This is a genomic window from Salinibacillus aidingensis, assembly GCF_039522525.1.
Classification (GTDB): domain Bacteria; phylum Bacillota; class Bacilli; order Bacillales; family Alkalibacillaceae; genus Salinibacillus; species Salinibacillus aidingensis.
Map to the genome: position 1 here is coordinate 48,201 of NZ_BAAADO010000004.1, position 16,750 is coordinate 64,950.

The following is a 16,750-nucleotide window of genomic DNA, read 5'->3' on the forward strand; positions in this document are numbered from 1 at the left end:
TCGTAACATATATATTATGTGATTAAAAAGTATCATAAATAAACGGATAAGTAAAGAAAATATTTTAATAATTTGAAAATTGAAAGGAAATCATGAAGTTTTAGCGAATCTTTATCACGTATTAACTGGCTGTAATACCCCCACTTCAAGTTTTGAGGCTAACCTAACAAGACTAAGTGGGGGATAAACGGCCAGTAAAAACCTGATAAGTTCAACTAACAAGAAAAGCGGAGGCGACCGTTTAGGCCCGACGGCATAAGCAGAATATCCGGAGTGGCCGAACTTTGGCCATGGAGGGTATTCTGCTTATGACCGCTTGGGCCTGGGAGCCGCAGCTGGACAAATCAGTGGTGGATGGAGAAAACCCCCACTGATGGAAGTTTCACTTTATTGTTAATCGTGATGAAAGGGGCGTTCGTATGTTTTTTGAGATGACGATTCAAATGAGGGTGGATGATTTCCTCAAGGGCCGGTTATGGTATATAAAGCTGCTTCAACGGCAACCAGATTTTGAGCCTCATGAGGGGATTGCTGAGTGGGAGATCGTACCTGGAAGCTGGTTACAACTGGCAGAAGGAACACCTGGTAAAGACAGTGGTCCTTTACGATTAGGAGTCGAGGACATCGAAACAGAACGACATAGACTGGTAAGCGAGCTCGATGTGGATGAGTTTTCCATATATACGAGGGATGAGGTTCCCGTTCACTGGGCTACATTTTTGGACCCTTGGGGGAATCGGTTAGGGTTATTTGAATATAAAAATAAACTTGAAGAGAAGGATAGGATTCAAACTGTATTAGGCAGGCGAAAGGTTTAAAAAGAGGAATAATAACGCTTGGATTGGTTAATCCAAGCGCTTAGGTAGTATGGAAGTTTCACTTTATACGTCGTCACTATGCTGTTCGACTTCCTGAATGTGCTGACGTGTATCATGGAGCTGCTCAAATGCCTGCTGGAATTGGGGATTTTCGGTTGCTTCCGTGCCTGATTGATCCTGAGCATTTTGCAGCTCCTGTTCCGCTTGTCTGAGCACCTGTTTTGCCTGTTCGACAAGCTGGGGGTCCGTTCCCTGAGACAGGCGCACAGCCTCCTGTGCTTTATCAATTTGCTGACTGGCCTGTTGCAATTTTTGATGTAAATGTTCCTGTGACATACTTTTATCCTCCATTATTGAATCATTTCGATACATAGTGTTTGTTATTTTGATACGATTATGTGTTTTTCTATATAGAGAAAGACAAAAAATGGTTTGATATTACTAATTTCATTTAATATCGCAGGGAATTTTTGGGATAGATAGAACTTATATAGAGTGAAACTTTACCTTAAAAGTAGAAAGGGGATCTTATATTTGGCAAGCCCAATCAAAAACAAAGTGCGCGCAGTGTTTATTCCGGTAAGTAATGTAAAAAAAGCAAAGGAATGGTACTCGAAAATGCTGGGGATTGAAAATGGAGAGGTTTATTTTGATCATATATTCGCAGCTGAGATGGATGGGGCAGGAATGATATTGGATACGATGCCGATGTGGCGTAAGGAAAATGAAGACCTTCCAACCTACAATGTACCAGCTGTTCAGTTTGGCACGAATGATATAAAGGCGTCCTTTCAATTTATGAAAGAGAATGGTGTTGAGCTCGTGACTGATATTCAGCATGATCATTTTTTTGTATTTAAAGATCCGGATGGAAATATGTTGATGGTGTGTGAAGATAAATGAGGAATAAGGAATAATCAAGGACTACATGACTATTCCCGTGAATTTGGTGTTATGAATGATGATCCGCGTTTTCAGCCTTTTCTTCTTTTGTTTTCTCCTGCAAATACTGTCCCAGGGCTGAACGCTCTATGCCATTTTTGACAGCCGTTTCAATGATTAAATATAAAATGCTTAAAAACACAATGGTCATGGTAATGTAGAGTAAAATGCCCATGTTTATCCTCCCTTGATTCATTCAAATACTATCTTACCATTGTATCGGAAAAATTTGAATTAATTTTTATCACGCATTACTGTCCGTATTACCCCCCACTTCAAGTCTTGAAAGTAACTCAACAAGAATAAGTGGGGGATATACGACCAGTAAATTTCTGATAAGTTCAACTAACCATCAGTGGGGGATGGAAAACCTCCACTGATGGAAGTTTCACCTTATTCTGTATTTTGGTTCAGCTGTTCCGAGGCCTTCCTCCCACGACGAATAGGACGTTATAGTGTCGGTGTGAGCACAGGACGTTCCGCTTTTAACCGACCAGGAGTCTCCGCTAAAACAGCGATTCACTCCGTTCTAACATTGGATACTATTGAGTTATGACCAGATTTCAATATACTTACATAAGAAAATCCCATTTAGTGGAGGCAGAACACGTAGACTCCTATGGGAACAGCCCGTGGTGAAGGCCCCGCAGGAAGCGTTTTTTGCTTCCGAGGAGACTGAGGCCGGGCCCATGGAAAGCGAAGTGTTCTGCCGGAACGTATGCATACACTCATCATGAATCAGAACAAATAAGTGTTATTTAAACGATATTGTCCTTTAAAAAGCAACAAATCGCTACAAAACGAGCCAATAAATAAAACTGGAGGATGAATAGATGAACTCAATCTCAATAAAAGAACTCACATCCCGGGAGGAAATTTTGGAAGCCTATCCGGTTATGCAGCAACTACGAACACACCTGACTGAAGAAGCGTATCTTGATCTCGTGATGGAAGCGCAGGAAAAGGATCAGTATAAACTGGCGGTATTATTAGATGGTGATAAAATCGTTGCTGTGACCGGTTTTAAGCCGATGATTACTCTCTATTACGGCAGATTCGTATGGGTGTGTGATCTCGTTACAGACGAAGCGGTACGTTCAAAGGGCTACGGAGAAAAACTATTAAGCTATGTGGAGTACTGGGCGAAAAAGCATGATTATGAGAGAATCGCTCTTTCTTCCGGACTACAACGAAAAGACGCCCATCGATTTTATGAGGAGAAAATGGACTATCATAAAGCAAGCTATGTCTTTAAGAAGGACGATCTTTAAATGGATGAAGGGGAGGTAGTAGTGAATTGGGGTTATATTCTAATCAGCGCCGTCTGGATTGCCTATTTTTTCAGAACCAGACGTGTAAAGGCGACGTTCGTACACTAGTTAAGATATGGATTTTAAGAAAAATTCAATCGAAATATCTTCTAAAACAGGAAATGGTGCATAAGATAATTTCGCAAAAGTTTTTTTAGGGGGGGAATTTGAGTGCAATTTATAGTCAACTTTGTCGGTTACTGTGTCTCAAAGAGAAAGAGTCTGGTTTATCGCACAACAAATCATCAGGACTATGTAAAAGTAATCGATCAATTAAATACAGCAGATGTCAGCTATAAGCAGGAAGTGACTGGCATGGTTTCATCGGTCCCGGGAGGTTCCTATGTTAACCTGGGTAATGATTATAGAATCTACGTAAACAATGAGAATAAGGGAAAAGCCCTTCGAGTGATCCATCGAATGGAGGATCAGAACATCCTTCAGGCCAGGTGATCCTAGATAAAAAGCAGTCTGATTCGGCTAGATATCAGACTGCTTACTTTTCCGTAGAATTCAAATGTGATTCGTTATTCTTTCCAATGTTCAGCTATAAACTCATCCCGACCTGACTTTGCCCGGTCTTCCGTGTAATAGTCAGGGTTTTTCTTGTAAAAATCCTGATGCTCCTCTTCCGCTTCATAAAAAGCCTGTGCGGGTAAAATCTCCGTAACGATCGGATCCTTAAATTTTCCGCTGGCTGCTAACTCCGCTTTTGTACGTTCGGCCAATTCTTTTTGGATTTCATTATGATAAAAAATAGCGGTACGATACTGGCTCCCCCGGTCATGAAACTGGCCGTCAGGATCTGTAGGATCAATTTGCTGCCAGTACAGTTCCAATAATTTTTCATAAGGAAAAAGCTTAGGATCATAGGTGATTTGCACGGATTCATAGTGACCGGTTTCACCTGTTTTCACCTGTTCATAAGAAGGATTCTCCACATGTCCGCCGGTATACCCGGAAACAATGCCGTGAATCCCCTCCCATTGATCAAACGGCTTAACCATACACCAGAAACAACCGCCGGCAAATGTCGCTTTTTGTAATTCACTCATAGTCATCATACTTTCTTTTTAAGGTGTAAAAATTATATCACTATCCTGCAAAAATCTTCAACGAATTTTCATCATTCGAAAAAAGGGAATGGATGTATGTTCCCTTCAAGTGCATGGAATCCTAAGAAGTACCAATATTATTAAAAGGAGATAAGTAAATGCTACAGGCATTGTTATGGGGTGGACTAGCTGGTTCAGCCCTTTTTATTGGGGGAATCATCGGTCTCTACTTTAACATAAAAAAGACCATGATTGCTTATGTTATGGCCTTTGGATCGGGGGTTTTAATCGGAGCTTCTTCGTTTGAAATGCTCTATCCATCAGCAGAAGACGAAGGGCTGGTACCAACAACGATCGGGTTTATTTCCGGTGCGTTATTTTTCACCATTATTAATCTTTTTCTCGATAAAAAAGGAGCGAATGAACGAAAACGATCACGGCAAAATCCTGAGGGGCATTCCGGTCTGGCGATTTTTATTGGAACCTTAATTGATTCCCTGCCTGAAGCTGTGGTCATCGGGATCAGCATGATTGATACAAAAGTGAGTATGGTTCTTGTGTCTGCCATTTTCATCAGTAATTTACCAGAAGGATTGTCCAGTACGATTGGGTTGAAGGAAAGCCAGTATTCCAAAGCTAAAATTTTGATTCTCTGGACGACCGTTTTTATCATAACAGGCCTGTGTTCTTTAGGGGGATATGTACTCTTAGATGATGTTTCCGGCCATGTGATCGCCATCATTAATACGTTTGCAGCAGGTGGAATTGTAGCCATGGTCAGCTCTACAATGATGCCTGAAGCCTATGAGGATGGTGGAGCCATAGTCGGGATGATTACATCTGTGGGATTGATTATTTCCTTGGTTTTATCGGTACTGTAAACAGGAGCAGGGATAAATTTAATGAAGATGACGCGAATCTCCGCGTCATTTTTTACTGCAATCTTAAGTTCGATTATGGTAAAATTATACAAGTAAAGTTTACGGAATATTATAAAAGATGATTCATCTTGAAACTTAGTGAACAGATAAGACGTAATGAGATTAGAAACTGAAAAGTAAAATGACACCAATACAAGAAGCGCAAGGAGGGAGAAGAACGTGACATTCAACCTTAAAAAGTCGGCAACAGATAAATCCATAGCCGGAGTCTGCGGAGGAATCGCATCGTTTTTCGGTATATCTTCTCTGCTTGTTCGGGTACTGTTTATTTTTATTCCTGTTAATCTGCTTATTTACATCATTCTGGCCAACCTCATGGACGAAACCCCATCTTCATTGTAGTTCATTTTTTTAATAAGGAGCGTTTGTATGTATATGACTTTTTTGATGGGGGTCGCTATAGCCTATACTTTGGCTTACCTGTTTTTACGGAAAAAATTCGACTTACCTAAAAAGCCGTACAAGGAGGAACCACCCTGGCCGGAATTTCCCGAAGCCTTTTTCATTATTTTTGTGGCAGTGCTGATGTTCATTCTGTCAGGTTTTGTCTGGGAATGGGATGACGGGCTGGAAGGGACCTATGGCCTGCTGTTATTAAGCGGATTATTTGGATTTCGGGCATTCTCGCAATGGAAACATAATAGGGCACAAAAATTTCACATCCTTAACTTTTTAAATAGCGGAATGGCCCTTTTGATCTTTTTTGGCTTTATCTTCATTTCCTATGCGAGAGATATTGAGTACACCTATGAGGCTATATATTTTACAGAGCAGGGGAGAGATCCTGAAGTCATTGAAATTGACTTTAGGGGAGAAAAGCAAAGGAATCTACTGTTCGGATATACTTTAGAAGGTCAATGGAACATTAATGATCATGAATTTTTCCTTTATTCAGGTCGAGATGAGTTTAGAGAAACCCCTTTTGTGGACCGATTCAATGGATCCAATCGACATTACAGACTGCATGAATTTAATGGTATTCGAAAAGGCGAGCTATGGATATCGAGGGATTTACAAACCTTTGCAGGATCCTTCCAAGATTCAGAAGAACGAGTCAGATTTGCGTTTCCCGCCGATAGCGTTCATGAAGCCGAGCAATTATTTGAGACGTTACCTGAAGAATAGATACATGCAGAATACAGCTGAAGGACAGAATTGGGTATAATGAACAGATCCATTCATAATAACTACAGAACCCTTTGCATTTTGTGTTAAAGTAAAAGATAAGGGTAAAGAAAATTGTGTTTTTATATGATTTGGAAGGGTATGACAAAAGGGGTAGGGGAGTGAATGAATTGTTCATCGGTCATATAAAAGAAATCGTTCGACATCCGGTAAAATCGTTTCGCGGGGAGCGTGTACAGAAAACAAAAATCATGGATTATGGGTTATACGGAGACCGCAGTCATGCTTATGCAGACGCAGATACAGGAAAATTTCTGACCATAACCCAGCTACAGGAAATGGTACAATATCAGGCCCGATTTGCGGGAGAACCCTCCATGGAACAATATCCTGATGTAGAGGTCATCACACCTGAAGGGAAGGTTTATCATTGGGATGATGAGGATCTCATAAAAGAATTGGAGCACCTATCAAACCGAACCATTACGACCAGAGAATATCGCCCGACACATGTGCCAATTGGACCTATTGCTGTGGAAAATATTTTGCTTGCGACAGATGCTTCTTTAGAGAAACTGGAGGATTTGTGGGGCAAGGATCAGGTGGATTCAAGGCGATTTCGTCCCAATTTAATACTTTCGTTAAATGAAAAGATTCCTTTTGTGGAAGATGATTGGATTGGACGTCGGATGAAAATTGGAAATGAAACGGAAATTGAATTCGTCGGACATTGTAAAAGGTGTATGATTATTACAGTTGATCCTGATCATGCTGGGCGGGATGCAAGTCTGCATAAAACACTTATAAAAGAAAGGAACAATAATTTTGGCGTATATGCTTCTGTCAAAAGAACAGGTGACATTTACGCCGGTGATGAAGTTCATCTTCTTGACTGATATCTTCACTCATAACCGGACCAGATACCAAATAAAAGTCTCACAGACGGAACAGCCAGTAAGAGCTACAATAATTCAAACAGAATGGAGGAACAAATATTGTACAAATCTGACTCACGATTACCCATGAAAAAATTGACGGATCATCCGGCTGCACTGATGTTTGCAGGAATTGCTTTTATACTATTAGGGGCAGAAGGGATGGTTCAGCTCTTTCATAGTACATATGGATTCGACATTTTCATGGGAATCGCACTTGGAGTAATTGGACTTTTCGCAGGCTTTTTCCTGATGAAACGTTCATTAAGCCTGAAAAATCAAAAAGAAGAGGAGCAGCGTTAGCCTGGGGAGGGCTAACGTCATTAGCCCATTAGGAAAGTTGCTTCAACCATAGATTTAATTAATCTGAATCCTTTGATTTGCCAGATCCATTTCCGGTAGAATAAAACTGAATAGAAAGGGTGTGTCTTATGAAAAAGTTAAAATTAGGGACTAGTGATTTAAACGTTTCCAACATTTCGTTAGGTTGCATGCGTATGGGAAAGTTGTCAAAAGATCAAGCAGCAAAGGTTATTAACAGTGCTCTAGATGCTGGTATTGATTTTTTTGACCATGCGGATATTTATGCTGATGGCAAATCAGAGGAGATTTTTTCTGATGCTATAGGTATGAACTCTTCTGTACGGGAGAACATTGTGCTACAGACAAAAACGGGTATACGTAAAGGATATTTTGATTTTTCCAAAGAACATATTGTAGGATCGGTTGAAGAAAGCTTAAAGCGTTTAAAAACAGATTATATTGATGTATTGCTATTGCATCGTCCAGACACATTGGTAGAACCAGAAGAGGTTGCAGAAGCCTTCCATGAGCTAAAGAAAAGTGGAAAAGTGAATCATTTTGGTGTAAGCAATCACAATCCTCTGCAAATTGAGCTGTTGAAAAAATATGTAGAGCAGGATTTGATTGTGAATCAGCTTCAGTTAAGTGTTATGCATACCGGAATGATTGATAAAGGCTTGTACGTGAACATGAAGCATGAAAATGGATTGGACAGGGATGGAAGTCTTCTGGATTACAGTCGCTTACATAATATGACCATCCAGGCCTGGTCTCCGTTTCAATATGGATTTTTTGAAGGAGTCTTTGTGGATCATGATCAATTTCCAGAGTTAAATGAAAAACTTAAGGAAGTTGGCGATAAGTATGGAATCAATAAATCTGCAACGGCCATTGCCTGGATCTTACGTCACCCGGCCAGGATTCAACCGATTCTGGGCTCGATGAATCCAGAGCGCATCACGAATATTGCCAAGGCATCTGAGGTGGTTATGACAAGGGAAGAATGGTATGAAATTTACCGTGCAGCAGGGAATGAACTGCCATAAGTAAACATGGTGGGGGGAGTCATAGATGAAAATTTTGAGGGCTTTAGTATTTGTGTGCACCATAGGTCTGTTCTTATATGCCGTAATAGGAACGTTGATCTGGGATTATGACGTTCCTCTTTATGGATATGGAGCACTGCTAATGGTCTCGGTTACTTCTGTTGTACTGGAAAAACAGGTGCAGATGAGTAAGGGTTAAGGGATGCGATATCGAGGGCTGTCCGCTTTACTTTTTATAAGGATGATGAACATTCCCTACTTTTCAGGATAGCCCTCGTTTAATATCGCTTCATGTCTGATGGATCTTTCCGAAAGGGTTCGAACGATTTTGTGCTGTACCGATAGATACTCCTCCAGATTTTGATAAGTTTCCGGAATCGCACCGATTTTCCGTTCAATTCTAATCAGTCCATCCCCAAATTGAGCCAGTTGTTTTTCAAATTGCTCTTGTTTCTCAGCAAATTGATGTTGTTCTTTGCTTAATTGATCAAGCTTTATGGCAAACTGATCTTGTCGTTCATCAAACTGATCCAATCGTTTCCCAAATTGATCAAGCTTTACGGCAAACTGATCCTGTCGTTCATCAAACTGATCCAATCGTTTCCCAAATTGATCAAGCTTTACGGCAAACTGATCTTGTCGTTCATCAAACTGATCCAATCGTTTTCCAAATTGATCAAGCTTTACGGCAAACTGATCTTGTCGTTCATCAAACTGATCCAATCGTTTTCCAAATTGATCAAGTTTTACGGCAAACTGATCCTGTCGCTTATCAAACTGATCCAATCGTTTTCCAAATTGATCAAGCTTTACGGCAAACTGATCTTGTCGTTCATCAAACTGATCCAATCGTTTCCCAAATTGATCAAGCTTTTCCGCAAACTGATCCTGTCGCTCATCAGACTTATCGAGTCTCACTGCGAATTGATCCAGTTTTTCGGAAAAATGCTTCTGGTTCTCCTCCAATTTTATTTGTCTGACCGTTAAATCAGATACCTTTTCTGATAGTTTGGCTTGTTCAGTTTCCAGACGTGCCTGTCCTTCCGATAGTTTATCGAAAGACTGCTGTAGTCGATCCTGTCCATTCTTAAGGTTAAGTAATAATTGCTTGGCTTCCTGGTCCACGACTTCACCTCCTTTTGGCAGTATATCCTTCTTTTGTGAATCTGTTAAATACAGACTTTTCCTTTTTTAGCTATGGAACGAATGAAGAATTTGCGAAATGGCTGGTGGGAATTTGTATTTTTAAGAGGTTGGATTTTATACACCTTAATTATATCAAACTTTTTCACGACCTAAATATCTTTTACAAATTTGTCCTGGTATTTCTATATTTCTATGCCTTCTTTTTACATTCCAGATATTCCTTGTAAGCGATTAGCCTTGCATTCATTTTGGATTTATGATGATCCTGAAGGTAGGGTTGCAGGCTGTTTACGTCATCCAGGAGAGTTAACAGCTTTCGTTCGTTGACCAGATAGTCGATTAAAAGTGTAAGGGAGGGGTAATCCTCCACAAAGGATTCATAATAGAGCTCTTTGATTTTCATCGTTTCACCTCATCAAAAAATGTATTGGTTTCCTTTTCAAAGGTCAGGGGAATGGTTCCGGTTGCACCGTTGCGATTTTTGGCAATAATCACTTCCGTCCGCTGATCGTTATCCTGATTCTGGTAATAGCCATCCCGATAAAGAAAGGTAACGACATCGGCAATCTGTTCAATGGAGCCGGATTCCCTTAAATCACTCATATTGGGGCGTTTATCCAGTCGCTTTTCAACACCCCGATTCAGTTGGGCCAAAACGATGACCGGTATTTTTAAGTCCTTGGCCATCTGTTTTAAGTCCTGCACAATATCTGTTACATCTTTATGGGTGTTCTGCGAAGGGCTCGGATGTTTCAGAAGCGTTAAAAAATCAATGGCCACGATATGCTTTTGCTCGGGATAATCCTTCATATTTTTCCGGACAGCCGCGCGAATATCAGGGACCGTATACTCCTCGCGAATGTCAAATTTCAGCCGTTCAAGCTCTCCGACTGTATGGCTGTATTTTTCCCAATCTTGATCCTGAAACACTTTGTTTGGATTTCGAAGTTTCATTAAATTAATGCGGCCTTCAATGGCGATCAGACGGTCAATAATCTGATCACTGGCCATTTCTATAGAGAAGAGGGTGGCAAAATAAGGTGTTTGTTTGGCGGCATAAAGAAGACTGTTTAAAACAAAGGCTGTTTTCCCCATGGAGGGGCGGCCGCCGACAATGATCAAATCAGCAGGCTGCCATCCATCCGTAAAGGCGTTAATCTCCTTAAACCCGGTATGAACACCGCTTAGACCGACTGTTGGACTGTTGTGATGATTAATCACCCGTTGTTTCAGCTGGTCATGAAAGGAAAGCTGCTTTTTTACGGTGGAGGCTTCGAGTTTACTCAGCTGGCTGATCATCGTTTCTAAATGAATCATATCGTGGCTGTGGTGGCATTCATTCAGAAACTGATTGGCAATATCCTGAGCCTTAAAAATCGCATGAAAGCTGCGAATCCCATCCTGATATCTGGAGAAGGCTTTAAGGGAGGGGACCGATTGATAGAGCTCCCTTAGTCGGTCCTTACCGCCAAACTGACTGACTTTAGTATCCTTCTGCTGGGAGAGGGAAATAATATCCGTATCGTTTCCCCGATTGTGTAAGTCCAGCATATTCTGGAATAAAGCGCGATTTTTTTCATGAATAAAATGAGCAGGTAGGAGGTTTACTTCCTCTATTAACTCAGGCTCCTGAAGAATAGACCCTAAGAGGAAGCATTCGTTATCATACTGAAATTGAAGATTGGCCATCGTTATCATTCCTTAAATAAAAAAGTATTTGGACTTGGTTGCTGATGATAAGGCATTGGAGTTGAGGGTTCCGAATTCTGTTCTCTTGCTGCTTTTATTTTGATGATCAGCTGATCGAATTTTTTACGAAGCTTGTCCATCGATAAAATATTGGATTTCCAGAATGAATCCGCTTGACTCCAGCGGATGAGCCATTCAATCTGTTCATACGTTCGCCGGTCCTGTTCATGCATCAGCCGGCAATCCTGGGCCCATTTTTCAATGTTGGGTTTCTTTACATGGGGATTGTTCTGTTTCATAAGGTCAAAGAGTAAGGTCGCCATTTCTAAATCCCTGGGGTTATACTTCGTGGGCGGAGATGTTTGTGTTTCTTTATTTTGCTTTTCTTTTCTTTGGGATTTTTGGCTGTCGGAATGCTGGCGTTCGACGGGGTTTTTGTTTACATTGACTTCCTTTCCGTCTTGATCAACCAGGTAAATCGCCGTTTTTGAATGCCCTAAAATGGATTCGAGATCCTCGAGTAAAAAGTAATGTTTACAAATGCGCACTTCTTTGCGACGTTTGACGGCTTCCAAGTAACGCTTCTGGATGCCATGACTAGTAAGCACACCGTATTTTTCATAGAGGGTCTTGTTAAACAGGCCTTCGTTTAAGCAATCTGAAACAATCTGCTGCACCTTTTCCTGATTCATATGGATCCGTTTGGAGAAGAGCAGTTCTTCCCGCTCGGACCACGCATACACATAGCCTTCCTTATAGATTTTCATCAGAAGCTTAATCATGACCCCAAACCCTTCAATGCCATGCCTGGCCTCAATCAGGGCTACTTTATCATCCTGATCAATATCAACATCTAATGGGAAATAATCAATCCCTGCTTTCAGTGGTCGAACCAATGGACGTCAACTCCTTTTCGATTTTGGATTTGGAACATTCGCGGCAATAGGCAAATGACTGGTGAATCAGCATTAACTCGCAGTCGGGAAAGGCTTTTGGTAACCAGCACTTGACTTCCTGAAAAAACTTCTTCGTATTCTCGTTTCGAATCATCATAAGTTCATAGGGAAGGGGGACTTTCACCCAATGCTTCAAACAATCACTCCTTTTTTGGTCAAATAGCTTTTCTGTGACTATAATCGTTCAGTCTGTGTTTTTCGTGTCTATCAAAATCAGAAAAGAGGTGCGTTTTTGTTAACAGAAACGGCTGACATAAAAAAAGCCCCACTTAGGGAAGTGGGGATGGGTTGATGGGTTACGGTAAAACAGGTTATGGCTGACTCAAAAAGGTTTACACATTAATAACCGCCAGAGAAACCGCCGTAGTTCGTGCCGACAATAATCAGCAGAATAAACAGTACGACGATCAGCACAAACATGCTATTCTGGCCTCCGTATCCGCCGCCGTATCCCATACGTTCACCTCCTTTTTCTTTTGTTAGTATTCTATGAAGACGTACCGAAAACTAGCATGATACCTATCTTGTTTCTATGAAAAATAGATTGATGAACGAGTTATGGCTATCATAAATTTAAGCGCAATGGCTATACTGCCTGGTAAAAGGATTCGTTAAAGAGGTGATGGAATGCATGCTGGAATGTTTTTGGACCGTGATGGAGTGATCAATGAAGTATTAAGTGAACGGGTAAAATTTGTGAACCAGCCTGAAGATTTTTACCTTCTTGAAGGAGCAGGTGAAGCGATTCGTATATTGAACGAAAAAGGGTATAAGGTGTTTGTCGTGACTAATCAGGGCGGGATTGGTCTTGGGTATATGGAGGAGGAAAATTTGCATGCGATCCATGAGAAAATGAGAGAGGACTTAGCAGCGTATGAAGCAAGGGTGGAGGAAATTGCCTATTGTCCCCATAAACCCCATGACCAATGCGCCTGCCGTAAGCCAAAGCCGAAAATGATTGAGGATCTCGCAGAAGCGTATGACATTGATTTATCCAGGAGCTATATGGTCGGGGACCGAAAGCCTGATATAGAAGCAGGCCAGGCAGCAGGAACAAAAACCGTATATGTTGGCCGTCGGAAAAAAGAAGCCCAGGCAGATTTATACTATGACGATTTGCTTTCCTTTGCCCGGGACTGTCCCCACGTGCTTTAAAGCGCTAAAGTGAACATAAATATTTTAAATTTTCGCTTTTTTATATTATGATAAAGGGGATGATCAATAAAGGGGAGGCGATTTTGTGAGTGAAAAGGTAACGATTAAGGTTAATGATAACGGATCTTACCGCATCAAAGGGGATGTAGAACTGGTGGATGCTGAAGGAAATGTATTTGAAACGAAATCAAGCTTTTCTCTGTGCCGCTGCGGTCATTCCGCCAACAAGCCATTTTGTGATGGTACACATAAGAAAATCGGCTTTGACAGTGAGCCAAGAGCGAAATAAGCTATGAATGGCATAAGGAAATCGAGTGTGTAACCGACAGGGCTCGCACTCGATTTCTCTTCCGCCTCATGCAGATATCAAAGGACTAATCAGCACCATAAGAATCACTTCTCGTCAAAGAACAGGAGATGGATTCACTCATCCACGCGAGTTATTTCCTGAACTTTCTTCCCATGAATCTGTTGGTACTCCACAAATTTTGAAACCTGCTCCTCCTACATTTCGTATACTGCATAAAAGCCCATATTTCAGAACCTGTCATCGTAAGAATCCAATCTGCGAATCATTAAAATTCGGCAAAAGATGAGGTGTGAACATGGAAATATCCATTCAAAAACCGAAGCCTGAACATGCGGAGGCCATTGCCTCTATATGTGCTAAGGGATGGCGCCAGACGGTTGAAGGGACATTAAGTGCGGAATATCAGCGTAAAAATATTGAATACTGGTACAATACAGATCGTGTCACGAAAGACATTCAAAATGGCGCTTATACTTATATTGCATCAGCAGGGAATAACGTGGCAGGAGTCATTGGCGGTGCCCCCACTGGACCTGAAGAAGGGGAGATTTTTGTTCTTTATGTAGATGAGCATTATCGCTATCAAGGGATTGGAAGGAAGCTGCTTAAAGCTTTGACAGATGACCAGCTGAAAGAAGGAGTGAAAAGGCAATGGGTGTCTGTCCAGGAGGATAATCAGTACGGCCTTCCTTTTTACCAAGCACGGGGATTTGTGTTTGACAGAAAAAGGGTGACACAAACAGAAACGGGAGAAGAGCAGGTTTCCTTAAGGTTTTCGAGATCGATTGGTTAAAGCGGTTCGTTTACCACTGAATCCTGAGGTACTTATAAATCACCTGAGAAGTCTTAATTCAAGGCTACCGCTAAAGACAGGTGATGATACATACTGAAAGGGGTGTGTTCGTTGCAGGACCCAGTCGGGAATTGTCAAAACTGTGGTGAAATGGTTTACTGTAAGGATGGGTTTTTAGACGGGGTTCATGAAGGAGGAAACCTGTTCTGTAACCCTTGTTATTCACAGCAGGAAAACTCCTCAGATGACTCAGACCGTTAAAGCTTTAAAAATCGGGTAAAGGAAGTTTGCAGAAAGAGATCAAATAAGAACGATAGCCGAACGAAAACATTTTAAGAACATAAAACCAAATTTTTTGTTGTTTAGGGGGAAAAGTATGTTAAAAAAATGGCTGGCGAGTGTAGGAATTGGAAGCGCAAAGGTGGACACACTGCTTGATAATGACCATCTTACGGCAGGAGAGACTTTCTCGGGCAAGGTGGTTATTGAGGGAGGAAATACCGATCAGCAGGTGAACCAGATCCGTTTGTTTGTCATGACCGAGGCGGTTCAGGAAAAGGATGATCGGAAGGTTTATAAGGATGTCATTCTGGCCTCTTTTTCGATTGATCAGTCTTTTACAGTTAAAGAAGGTGAAAGAAAAGAGATTTCATTTGAGGATACACTGCCTGTACATACGCCGCCAACATTGGGCCGGACCAAGGTTTGGGTGCAGACAGGCCTTGATGTTCCGAATGCGATTGACCCCAATGACCGGGACTATATAACGGTGGAGCCTCATCCGTTTATGAGAACCGCACTGGATGCCTTAACCAATGAGCTCGGCTTCCATTTGCGTAAGGTTGAAATGGAATTCTCCAGACGTCATGAATATATTCAGGAGTTTGAGTTTTATCCAGGCGGTGAATTCCGCGGAGATCTCGATGAACTGGAAGCGATGTTCTTTATGGGCCCCAATCAGCTGGAGATTATTCTGCAGGTAGATCGACGTGCCAAAGGACTTGGAGGGCTGTTTGCTGAAGCACTGGATATGGATGAGAGCTTTGTGAGGGTGACCTTGACCGAAGCAGAAATTAATGAAGGAGTTCCTGCTGTTGCCGAAAAGTTCCGTCAGACGATTCGACAATTTCGCTAACAGCTGTTTTGTTCGTTAGGTTTCATGATGGAAAAAGGAGGTGCTGCATTCATGGCTGCAAATGTATACGACTTTACAGCTAATCTTTCAAATGGAGAGGAAGTTTCTCTGGATAAATATAAAGGGCATGTACTGCTGATTGTCAATACGGCAAGCAAATGCGGGTTTACACCACAGTTTGAAGGCCTGCAAAGCTTATATGAACGTTTTAAGGATAAAAAGTTCACGGTTCTTGGTTTTCCTTGTGCCCAGTTTGCCAATCAGGAATTTGCCGAGCAGGAGGACATTATGGAATTCTGTCAAATGAATTATGGTGTGGATTTTCCGATTTTTCAAAGGATTGATGTAAAAGGAGACCAGGCCCATCCGCTGTTTCAATTTCTTACGAGTGCAAAACGGGGATTTTTAACAGAGAATATTAAGTGGAATTTCACCAAATTTCTGATCAATCGTGATGGTGAGGTTGTTAAGCGTTATGCGCCCAGTACAAAGCCTGAAAAAATTGCAGAAGATATCGAAGTGGAACTGCAAAAGTAATCTGGAATGAAAAGGTGGTGTTTCCATGAGTAAGACATCAACCATCTCTGGTATCATTGCGCTGCTCCTCTTAACGATTTTAATCGTACTGGACTTCTTTCCGCAATGGGCGTTTGCTGAAGGCATGGGAGACACCATGTTTTGGATACTGCTGATTGCTATGGCCATCTCAATCGTCATATCAGGCCGCAATCAGAAAGGTCATCATTTTAAAGAATCGCTTTTTATTTTTATCTATCTTATCGCGCTTATTCTTTTATTAACTGCGCTGGGCGGCGATTCTGTACGGGGATTTTCACCCGACCAGACGGGGTTTTGGGTGATTATTTTTATTAAATCATTGAGGTCTATACTCAGTGGAAGAGAAAAAGCGCTCTTAAACATGCTGAGAAATAGGAACGCTCAGATATAGTTAACAGATACGGTTTTCGAGTACAACCTTCGAACTAAGATACCAAAATAGCAGACTAAATCGCATAAGGTTTGGTCTGTACTTAATGCTTGTTATCTCAATGTTTACAGGTTTTTAAAATAAAAATGAACATACGAAATCG

Annotated in this window: 26 protein-coding genes; 17 read left to right on the top strand and 9 right to left on the bottom strand. The window is 41.4% G+C overall.

From position 1 onward, the window contains the following. Nucleotides 1-419: 419 nt before the first annotated feature. Nucleotides 420-818, top strand: a complete 399-nt coding sequence (locus tag ABD006_RS10170) for a VOC family protein (protein WP_343840474.1) — start codon at nucleotides 420-422, stop codon at nucleotides 816-818. Nucleotides 819-881: 63 nt separating this feature from the next. On the opposite strand, the gene ABD006_RS10175 is transcribed toward ABD006_RS10170, so the two are convergent. Beyond that, entirely contained in the window at nucleotides 882-1,154 is a 273-nt protein-coding gene (locus ABD006_RS10175; protein WP_343840477.1) for a hypothetical protein, read from the bottom strand. 222 nt (nucleotides 1,155-1,376) lie between these two features. Here ABD006_RS10175 and ABD006_RS10180 point away from each other — a divergent pair, with 222 nt between their 5' ends. Continuing rightward, complete coding sequence (locus tag ABD006_RS10180; RefSeq protein WP_343840480.1) at nucleotides 1,377-1,721, top strand: VOC family protein; 345 nt, start codon at nucleotides 1,377-1,379, stop codon at nucleotides 1,719-1,721. Between the two features lie 49 nt (nucleotides 1,722-1,770). Here the strand turns inward: ABD006_RS10180 and ABD006_RS10185 are convergent, their stop codons facing one another. Further along, a complete protein-coding gene (locus ABD006_RS10185) occupies nucleotides 1,771-1,935 on the bottom strand; it encodes a hypothetical protein (RefSeq protein ID WP_343840483.1) in 165 nt (54 codons plus the stop codon). Nucleotides 1,936-2,593: 658 nt separating this feature from the next. Between ABD006_RS10185 and ABD006_RS10190 the strand changes: the two genes are divergently transcribed. Both ABD006_RS10190 and ABD006_RS10195 read left to right on the top strand, forming a co-directional pair. Continuing rightward, nucleotides 2,594-3,031 carry a GNAT family N-acetyltransferase gene (locus tag ABD006_RS10190; protein ID WP_343840486.1) on the top strand — a complete coding sequence of 146 codons (438 nt, stop codon included), beginning with the start codon at nucleotides 2,594-2,596 and terminating at the stop codon, nucleotides 3,029-3,031. A gap of 210 nt (nucleotides 3,032-3,241) precedes the next feature. Next, nucleotides 3,242-3,523 carry a hypothetical protein gene (locus ABD006_RS10195; RefSeq protein WP_343840488.1) on the top strand — a complete coding sequence of 94 codons (282 nt, stop codon included), beginning with the start codon at nucleotides 3,242-3,244 and terminating at the stop codon, nucleotides 3,521-3,523. Between the two features lie 74 nt (nucleotides 3,524-3,597). On the opposite strand, the gene msrA is transcribed toward ABD006_RS10195, so the two are convergent. Next, nucleotides 3,598-4,125: a peptide-methionine (S)-S-oxide reductase MsrA gene (gene msrA / locus ABD006_RS10200; protein ID WP_343840490.1), complete on the bottom strand. Its 528-nt coding sequence runs from the start codon at nucleotides 4,123-4,125 to the stop codon at nucleotides 3,598-3,600. A 158-nt stretch (nucleotides 4,126-4,283) separates the two neighbouring features. Between msrA and ABD006_RS10205 the strand changes: the two genes are divergently transcribed. The 7 genes from ABD006_RS10205 to ABD006_RS10235 all read left to right on the top strand — a co-directional run bounded on the left by ABD006_RS10205 (nucleotide 4,284) and on the right by ABD006_RS10235 (nucleotide 8,674). Further along, nucleotides 4,284-5,006, top strand: a complete 723-nt coding sequence (locus ABD006_RS10205; RefSeq protein WP_343840493.1) for a ZIP family metal transporter — start codon at nucleotides 4,284-4,286, stop codon at nucleotides 5,004-5,006. A gap of 219 nt (nucleotides 5,007-5,225) precedes the next feature. Beyond that, on the top strand, nucleotides 5,226-5,408 hold the full coding sequence (locus tag ABD006_RS10210) for a PspC domain-containing protein (RefSeq protein ID WP_343840495.1): 183 nt from the start codon (nucleotides 5,226-5,228) through the stop codon (nucleotides 5,406-5,408). Between the two features lie 27 nt (nucleotides 5,409-5,435). After that, a complete protein-coding gene (locus ABD006_RS10215) occupies nucleotides 5,436-6,191 on the top strand; it encodes a DUF4181 domain-containing protein (RefSeq protein ID WP_343840497.1) in 756 nt (251 codons plus the stop codon). 170 nt (nucleotides 6,192-6,361) lie between these two features. Then, nucleotides 6,362-7,087 (top strand): MOSC domain-containing protein, encoded by a 726-nt coding sequence (locus ABD006_RS10220; RefSeq protein ID WP_343841492.1) that lies wholly within the window; start codon nucleotides 6,362-6,364, stop codon nucleotides 7,085-7,087. A 126-nt stretch (nucleotides 7,088-7,213) separates the two neighbouring features. Beyond that, nucleotides 7,214-7,429 (top strand): hypothetical protein, encoded by a 216-nt coding sequence (locus tag ABD006_RS10225; protein WP_343840499.1) that lies wholly within the window; start codon nucleotides 7,214-7,216, stop codon nucleotides 7,427-7,429. Between the two features lie 128 nt (nucleotides 7,430-7,557). Beyond that, nucleotides 7,558-8,475: an aldo/keto reductase gene (locus tag ABD006_RS10230; RefSeq protein WP_343840500.1), complete on the top strand. Its 918-nt coding sequence runs from the start codon at nucleotides 7,558-7,560 to the stop codon at nucleotides 8,473-8,475. Nucleotides 8,476-8,500: 25 nt separating this feature from the next. Next, nucleotides 8,501-8,674: a hypothetical protein gene (locus tag ABD006_RS10235; protein ID WP_343840503.1), complete on the top strand. Its 174-nt coding sequence runs from the start codon at nucleotides 8,501-8,503 to the stop codon at nucleotides 8,672-8,674. A 56-nt stretch (nucleotides 8,675-8,730) separates the two neighbouring features. Here the strand turns inward: ABD006_RS10235 and ABD006_RS10240 are convergent, their stop codons facing one another. The 6 genes from ABD006_RS10240 to ABD006_RS10265 form a co-directional block, all read right to left on the bottom strand. Next, nucleotides 8,731-9,600 (bottom strand): coiled-coil domain-containing protein, encoded by an 870-nt coding sequence (locus ABD006_RS10240; RefSeq protein ID WP_343840506.1) that lies wholly within the window; start codon nucleotides 9,598-9,600, stop codon nucleotides 8,731-8,733. A 211-nt stretch (nucleotides 9,601-9,811) separates the two neighbouring features. Then, nucleotides 9,812-10,024 carry a hypothetical protein gene (locus ABD006_RS10245; RefSeq protein ID WP_343840507.1) on the bottom strand — a complete coding sequence of 71 codons (213 nt, stop codon included), beginning with the start codon at nucleotides 10,022-10,024 and terminating at the stop codon, nucleotides 9,812-9,814. Beyond that, nucleotides 10,021-11,310: a replicative DNA helicase gene (locus ABD006_RS10250; RefSeq protein WP_343840510.1), complete on the bottom strand. Its 1,290-nt coding sequence runs from the start codon at nucleotides 11,308-11,310 to the stop codon at nucleotides 10,021-10,023. The genes ABD006_RS10245 and ABD006_RS10250 overlap by 4 nt, the downstream gene beginning before the upstream one ends. 5 nt (nucleotides 11,311-11,315) lie before the next feature. Next, nucleotides 11,316-12,206, bottom strand: a complete 891-nt coding sequence (locus ABD006_RS10255; protein ID WP_343840513.1) for a DUF4373 domain-containing protein — start codon at nucleotides 12,204-12,206, stop codon at nucleotides 11,316-11,318. Beyond that, entirely contained in the window at nucleotides 12,178-12,402 is a 225-nt protein-coding gene (locus tag ABD006_RS10260; RefSeq protein WP_343840516.1) for a hypothetical protein, read from the bottom strand. Before ABD006_RS10260 ends, ABD006_RS10255 begins: the two co-directional genes overlap by 29 nt. 203 nt (nucleotides 12,403-12,605) lie before the next feature. Next, complete coding sequence (locus ABD006_RS10265) at nucleotides 12,606-12,722, bottom strand: YjcZ family sporulation protein (protein ID WP_162038774.1); 117 nt, start codon at nucleotides 12,720-12,722, stop codon at nucleotides 12,606-12,608. A gap of 171 nt (nucleotides 12,723-12,893) precedes the next feature. Here ABD006_RS10265 and ABD006_RS10270 point away from each other — a divergent pair, with 171 nt between their 5' ends. From ABD006_RS10270 to ABD006_RS10295, 6 genes are all read left to right on the top strand, one after another. Then, nucleotides 12,894-13,421, top strand: coding sequence for a D-glycero-alpha-D-manno-heptose-1,7-bisphosphate 7-phosphatase (locus tag ABD006_RS10270; protein WP_343840521.1), 528 nt, complete (start codon nucleotides 12,894-12,896; stop codon nucleotides 13,419-13,421). Nucleotides 13,422-13,506: 85 nt separating this feature from the next. Next, nucleotides 13,507-13,710 carry a CDGSH iron-sulfur domain-containing protein gene (locus ABD006_RS10275; protein WP_343840525.1) on the top strand — a complete coding sequence of 68 codons (204 nt, stop codon included), beginning with the start codon at nucleotides 13,507-13,509 and terminating at the stop codon, nucleotides 13,708-13,710. Between the two features lie 316 nt (nucleotides 13,711-14,026). Then, nucleotides 14,027-14,524: a GNAT family N-acetyltransferase gene (locus ABD006_RS10280; protein ID WP_343840528.1), complete on the top strand. Its 498-nt coding sequence runs from the start codon at nucleotides 14,027-14,029 to the stop codon at nucleotides 14,522-14,524. A 376-nt stretch (nucleotides 14,525-14,900) separates the two neighbouring features. Next, on the top strand, nucleotides 14,901-15,659 hold the full coding sequence (locus ABD006_RS10285; protein ID WP_343840531.1) for a sporulation protein: 759 nt from the start codon (nucleotides 14,901-14,903) through the stop codon (nucleotides 15,657-15,659). A gap of 51 nt (nucleotides 15,660-15,710) precedes the next feature. Continuing rightward, nucleotides 15,711-16,196, top strand: coding sequence for a glutathione peroxidase (locus tag ABD006_RS10290; RefSeq protein WP_343840533.1), 486 nt, complete (start codon nucleotides 15,711-15,713; stop codon nucleotides 16,194-16,196). A 25-nt stretch (nucleotides 16,197-16,221) separates the two neighbouring features. Beyond that, on the top strand, nucleotides 16,222-16,608 hold the full coding sequence (locus tag ABD006_RS10295) for a hypothetical protein (protein WP_343840536.1): 387 nt from the start codon (nucleotides 16,222-16,224) through the stop codon (nucleotides 16,606-16,608). Nucleotides 16,609-16,750 lie beyond the last annotated feature (142 nt).

Bases quoted from the DNA above. Each gene is read 5' to 3' on its own strand.
- ABD006_RS10170 (WP_343840474.1), top strand. From the start codon at position 420: ATGTTTTTTGAGATGACGATTCAAATGAGGGTGGATGATTTCCTCAAG.
- ABD006_RS10175 (WP_343840477.1), bottom strand. From the start codon at position 1,154: ATGTCACAGGAACATTTACATCAAAAATTGCAACAGGCCAGTCAGCAA.
- ABD006_RS10185 (WP_343840483.1), bottom strand. From the start codon at position 1,935: ATGGGCATTTTACTCTACATTACCATGACCATTGTGTTTTTAAGCATT.
- ABD006_RS10190 (WP_343840486.1), top strand. From the start codon at position 2,594: ATGAACTCAATCTCAATAAAAGAACTCACATCCCGGGAGGAAATTTTG.
- msrA (WP_343840490.1), bottom strand. From the start codon at position 4,125: ATGAGTGAATTACAAAAAGCGACATTTGCCGGCGGTTGTTTCTGGTGT.
- ABD006_RS10205 (WP_343840493.1), top strand. From the start codon at position 4,284: ATGCTACAGGCATTGTTATGGGGTGGACTAGCTGGTTCAGCCCTTTTT.
- ABD006_RS10215 (WP_343840497.1), top strand. From the start codon at position 5,436: ATGTATATGACTTTTTTGATGGGGGTCGCTATAGCCTATACTTTGGCT.
- ABD006_RS10225 (WP_343840499.1), top strand. From the start codon at position 7,214: ATGAAAAAATTGACGGATCATCCGGCTGCACTGATGTTTGCAGGAATT.
- ABD006_RS10230 (WP_343840500.1), top strand. From the start codon at position 7,558: ATGAAAAAGTTAAAATTAGGGACTAGTGATTTAAACGTTTCCAACATT.
- ABD006_RS10235 (WP_343840503.1), top strand. From the start codon at position 8,501: ATGAAAATTTTGAGGGCTTTAGTATTTGTGTGCACCATAGGTCTGTTC.
- ABD006_RS10245 (WP_343840507.1), bottom strand. From the start codon at position 10,024: ATGAAAATCAAAGAGCTCTATTATGAATCCTTTGTGGAGGATTACCCC.
- ABD006_RS10250 (WP_343840510.1), bottom strand. From the start codon at position 11,310: ATGGCCAATCTTCAATTTCAGTATGATAACGAATGCTTCCTCTTAGGG.
- ABD006_RS10265 (WP_162038774.1), bottom strand. From the start codon at position 12,722: ATGGGATACGGCGGCGGATACGGAGGCCAGAATAGCATGTTTGTGCTG.
- ABD006_RS10270 (WP_343840521.1), top strand. From the start codon at position 12,894: ATGCATGCTGGAATGTTTTTGGACCGTGATGGAGTGATCAATGAAGTA.
- ABD006_RS10280 (WP_343840528.1), top strand. From the start codon at position 14,027: ATGGAAATATCCATTCAAAAACCGAAGCCTGAACATGCGGAGGCCATT.
- ABD006_RS10285 (WP_343840531.1), top strand. From the start codon at position 14,901: ATGTTAAAAAAATGGCTGGCGAGTGTAGGAATTGGAAGCGCAAAGGTG.
- ABD006_RS10290 (WP_343840533.1), top strand. From the start codon at position 15,711: ATGGCTGCAAATGTATACGACTTTACAGCTAATCTTTCAAATGGAGAG.
- ABD006_RS10295 (WP_343840536.1), top strand. From the start codon at position 16,222: ATGAGTAAGACATCAACCATCTCTGGTATCATTGCGCTGCTCCTCTTA.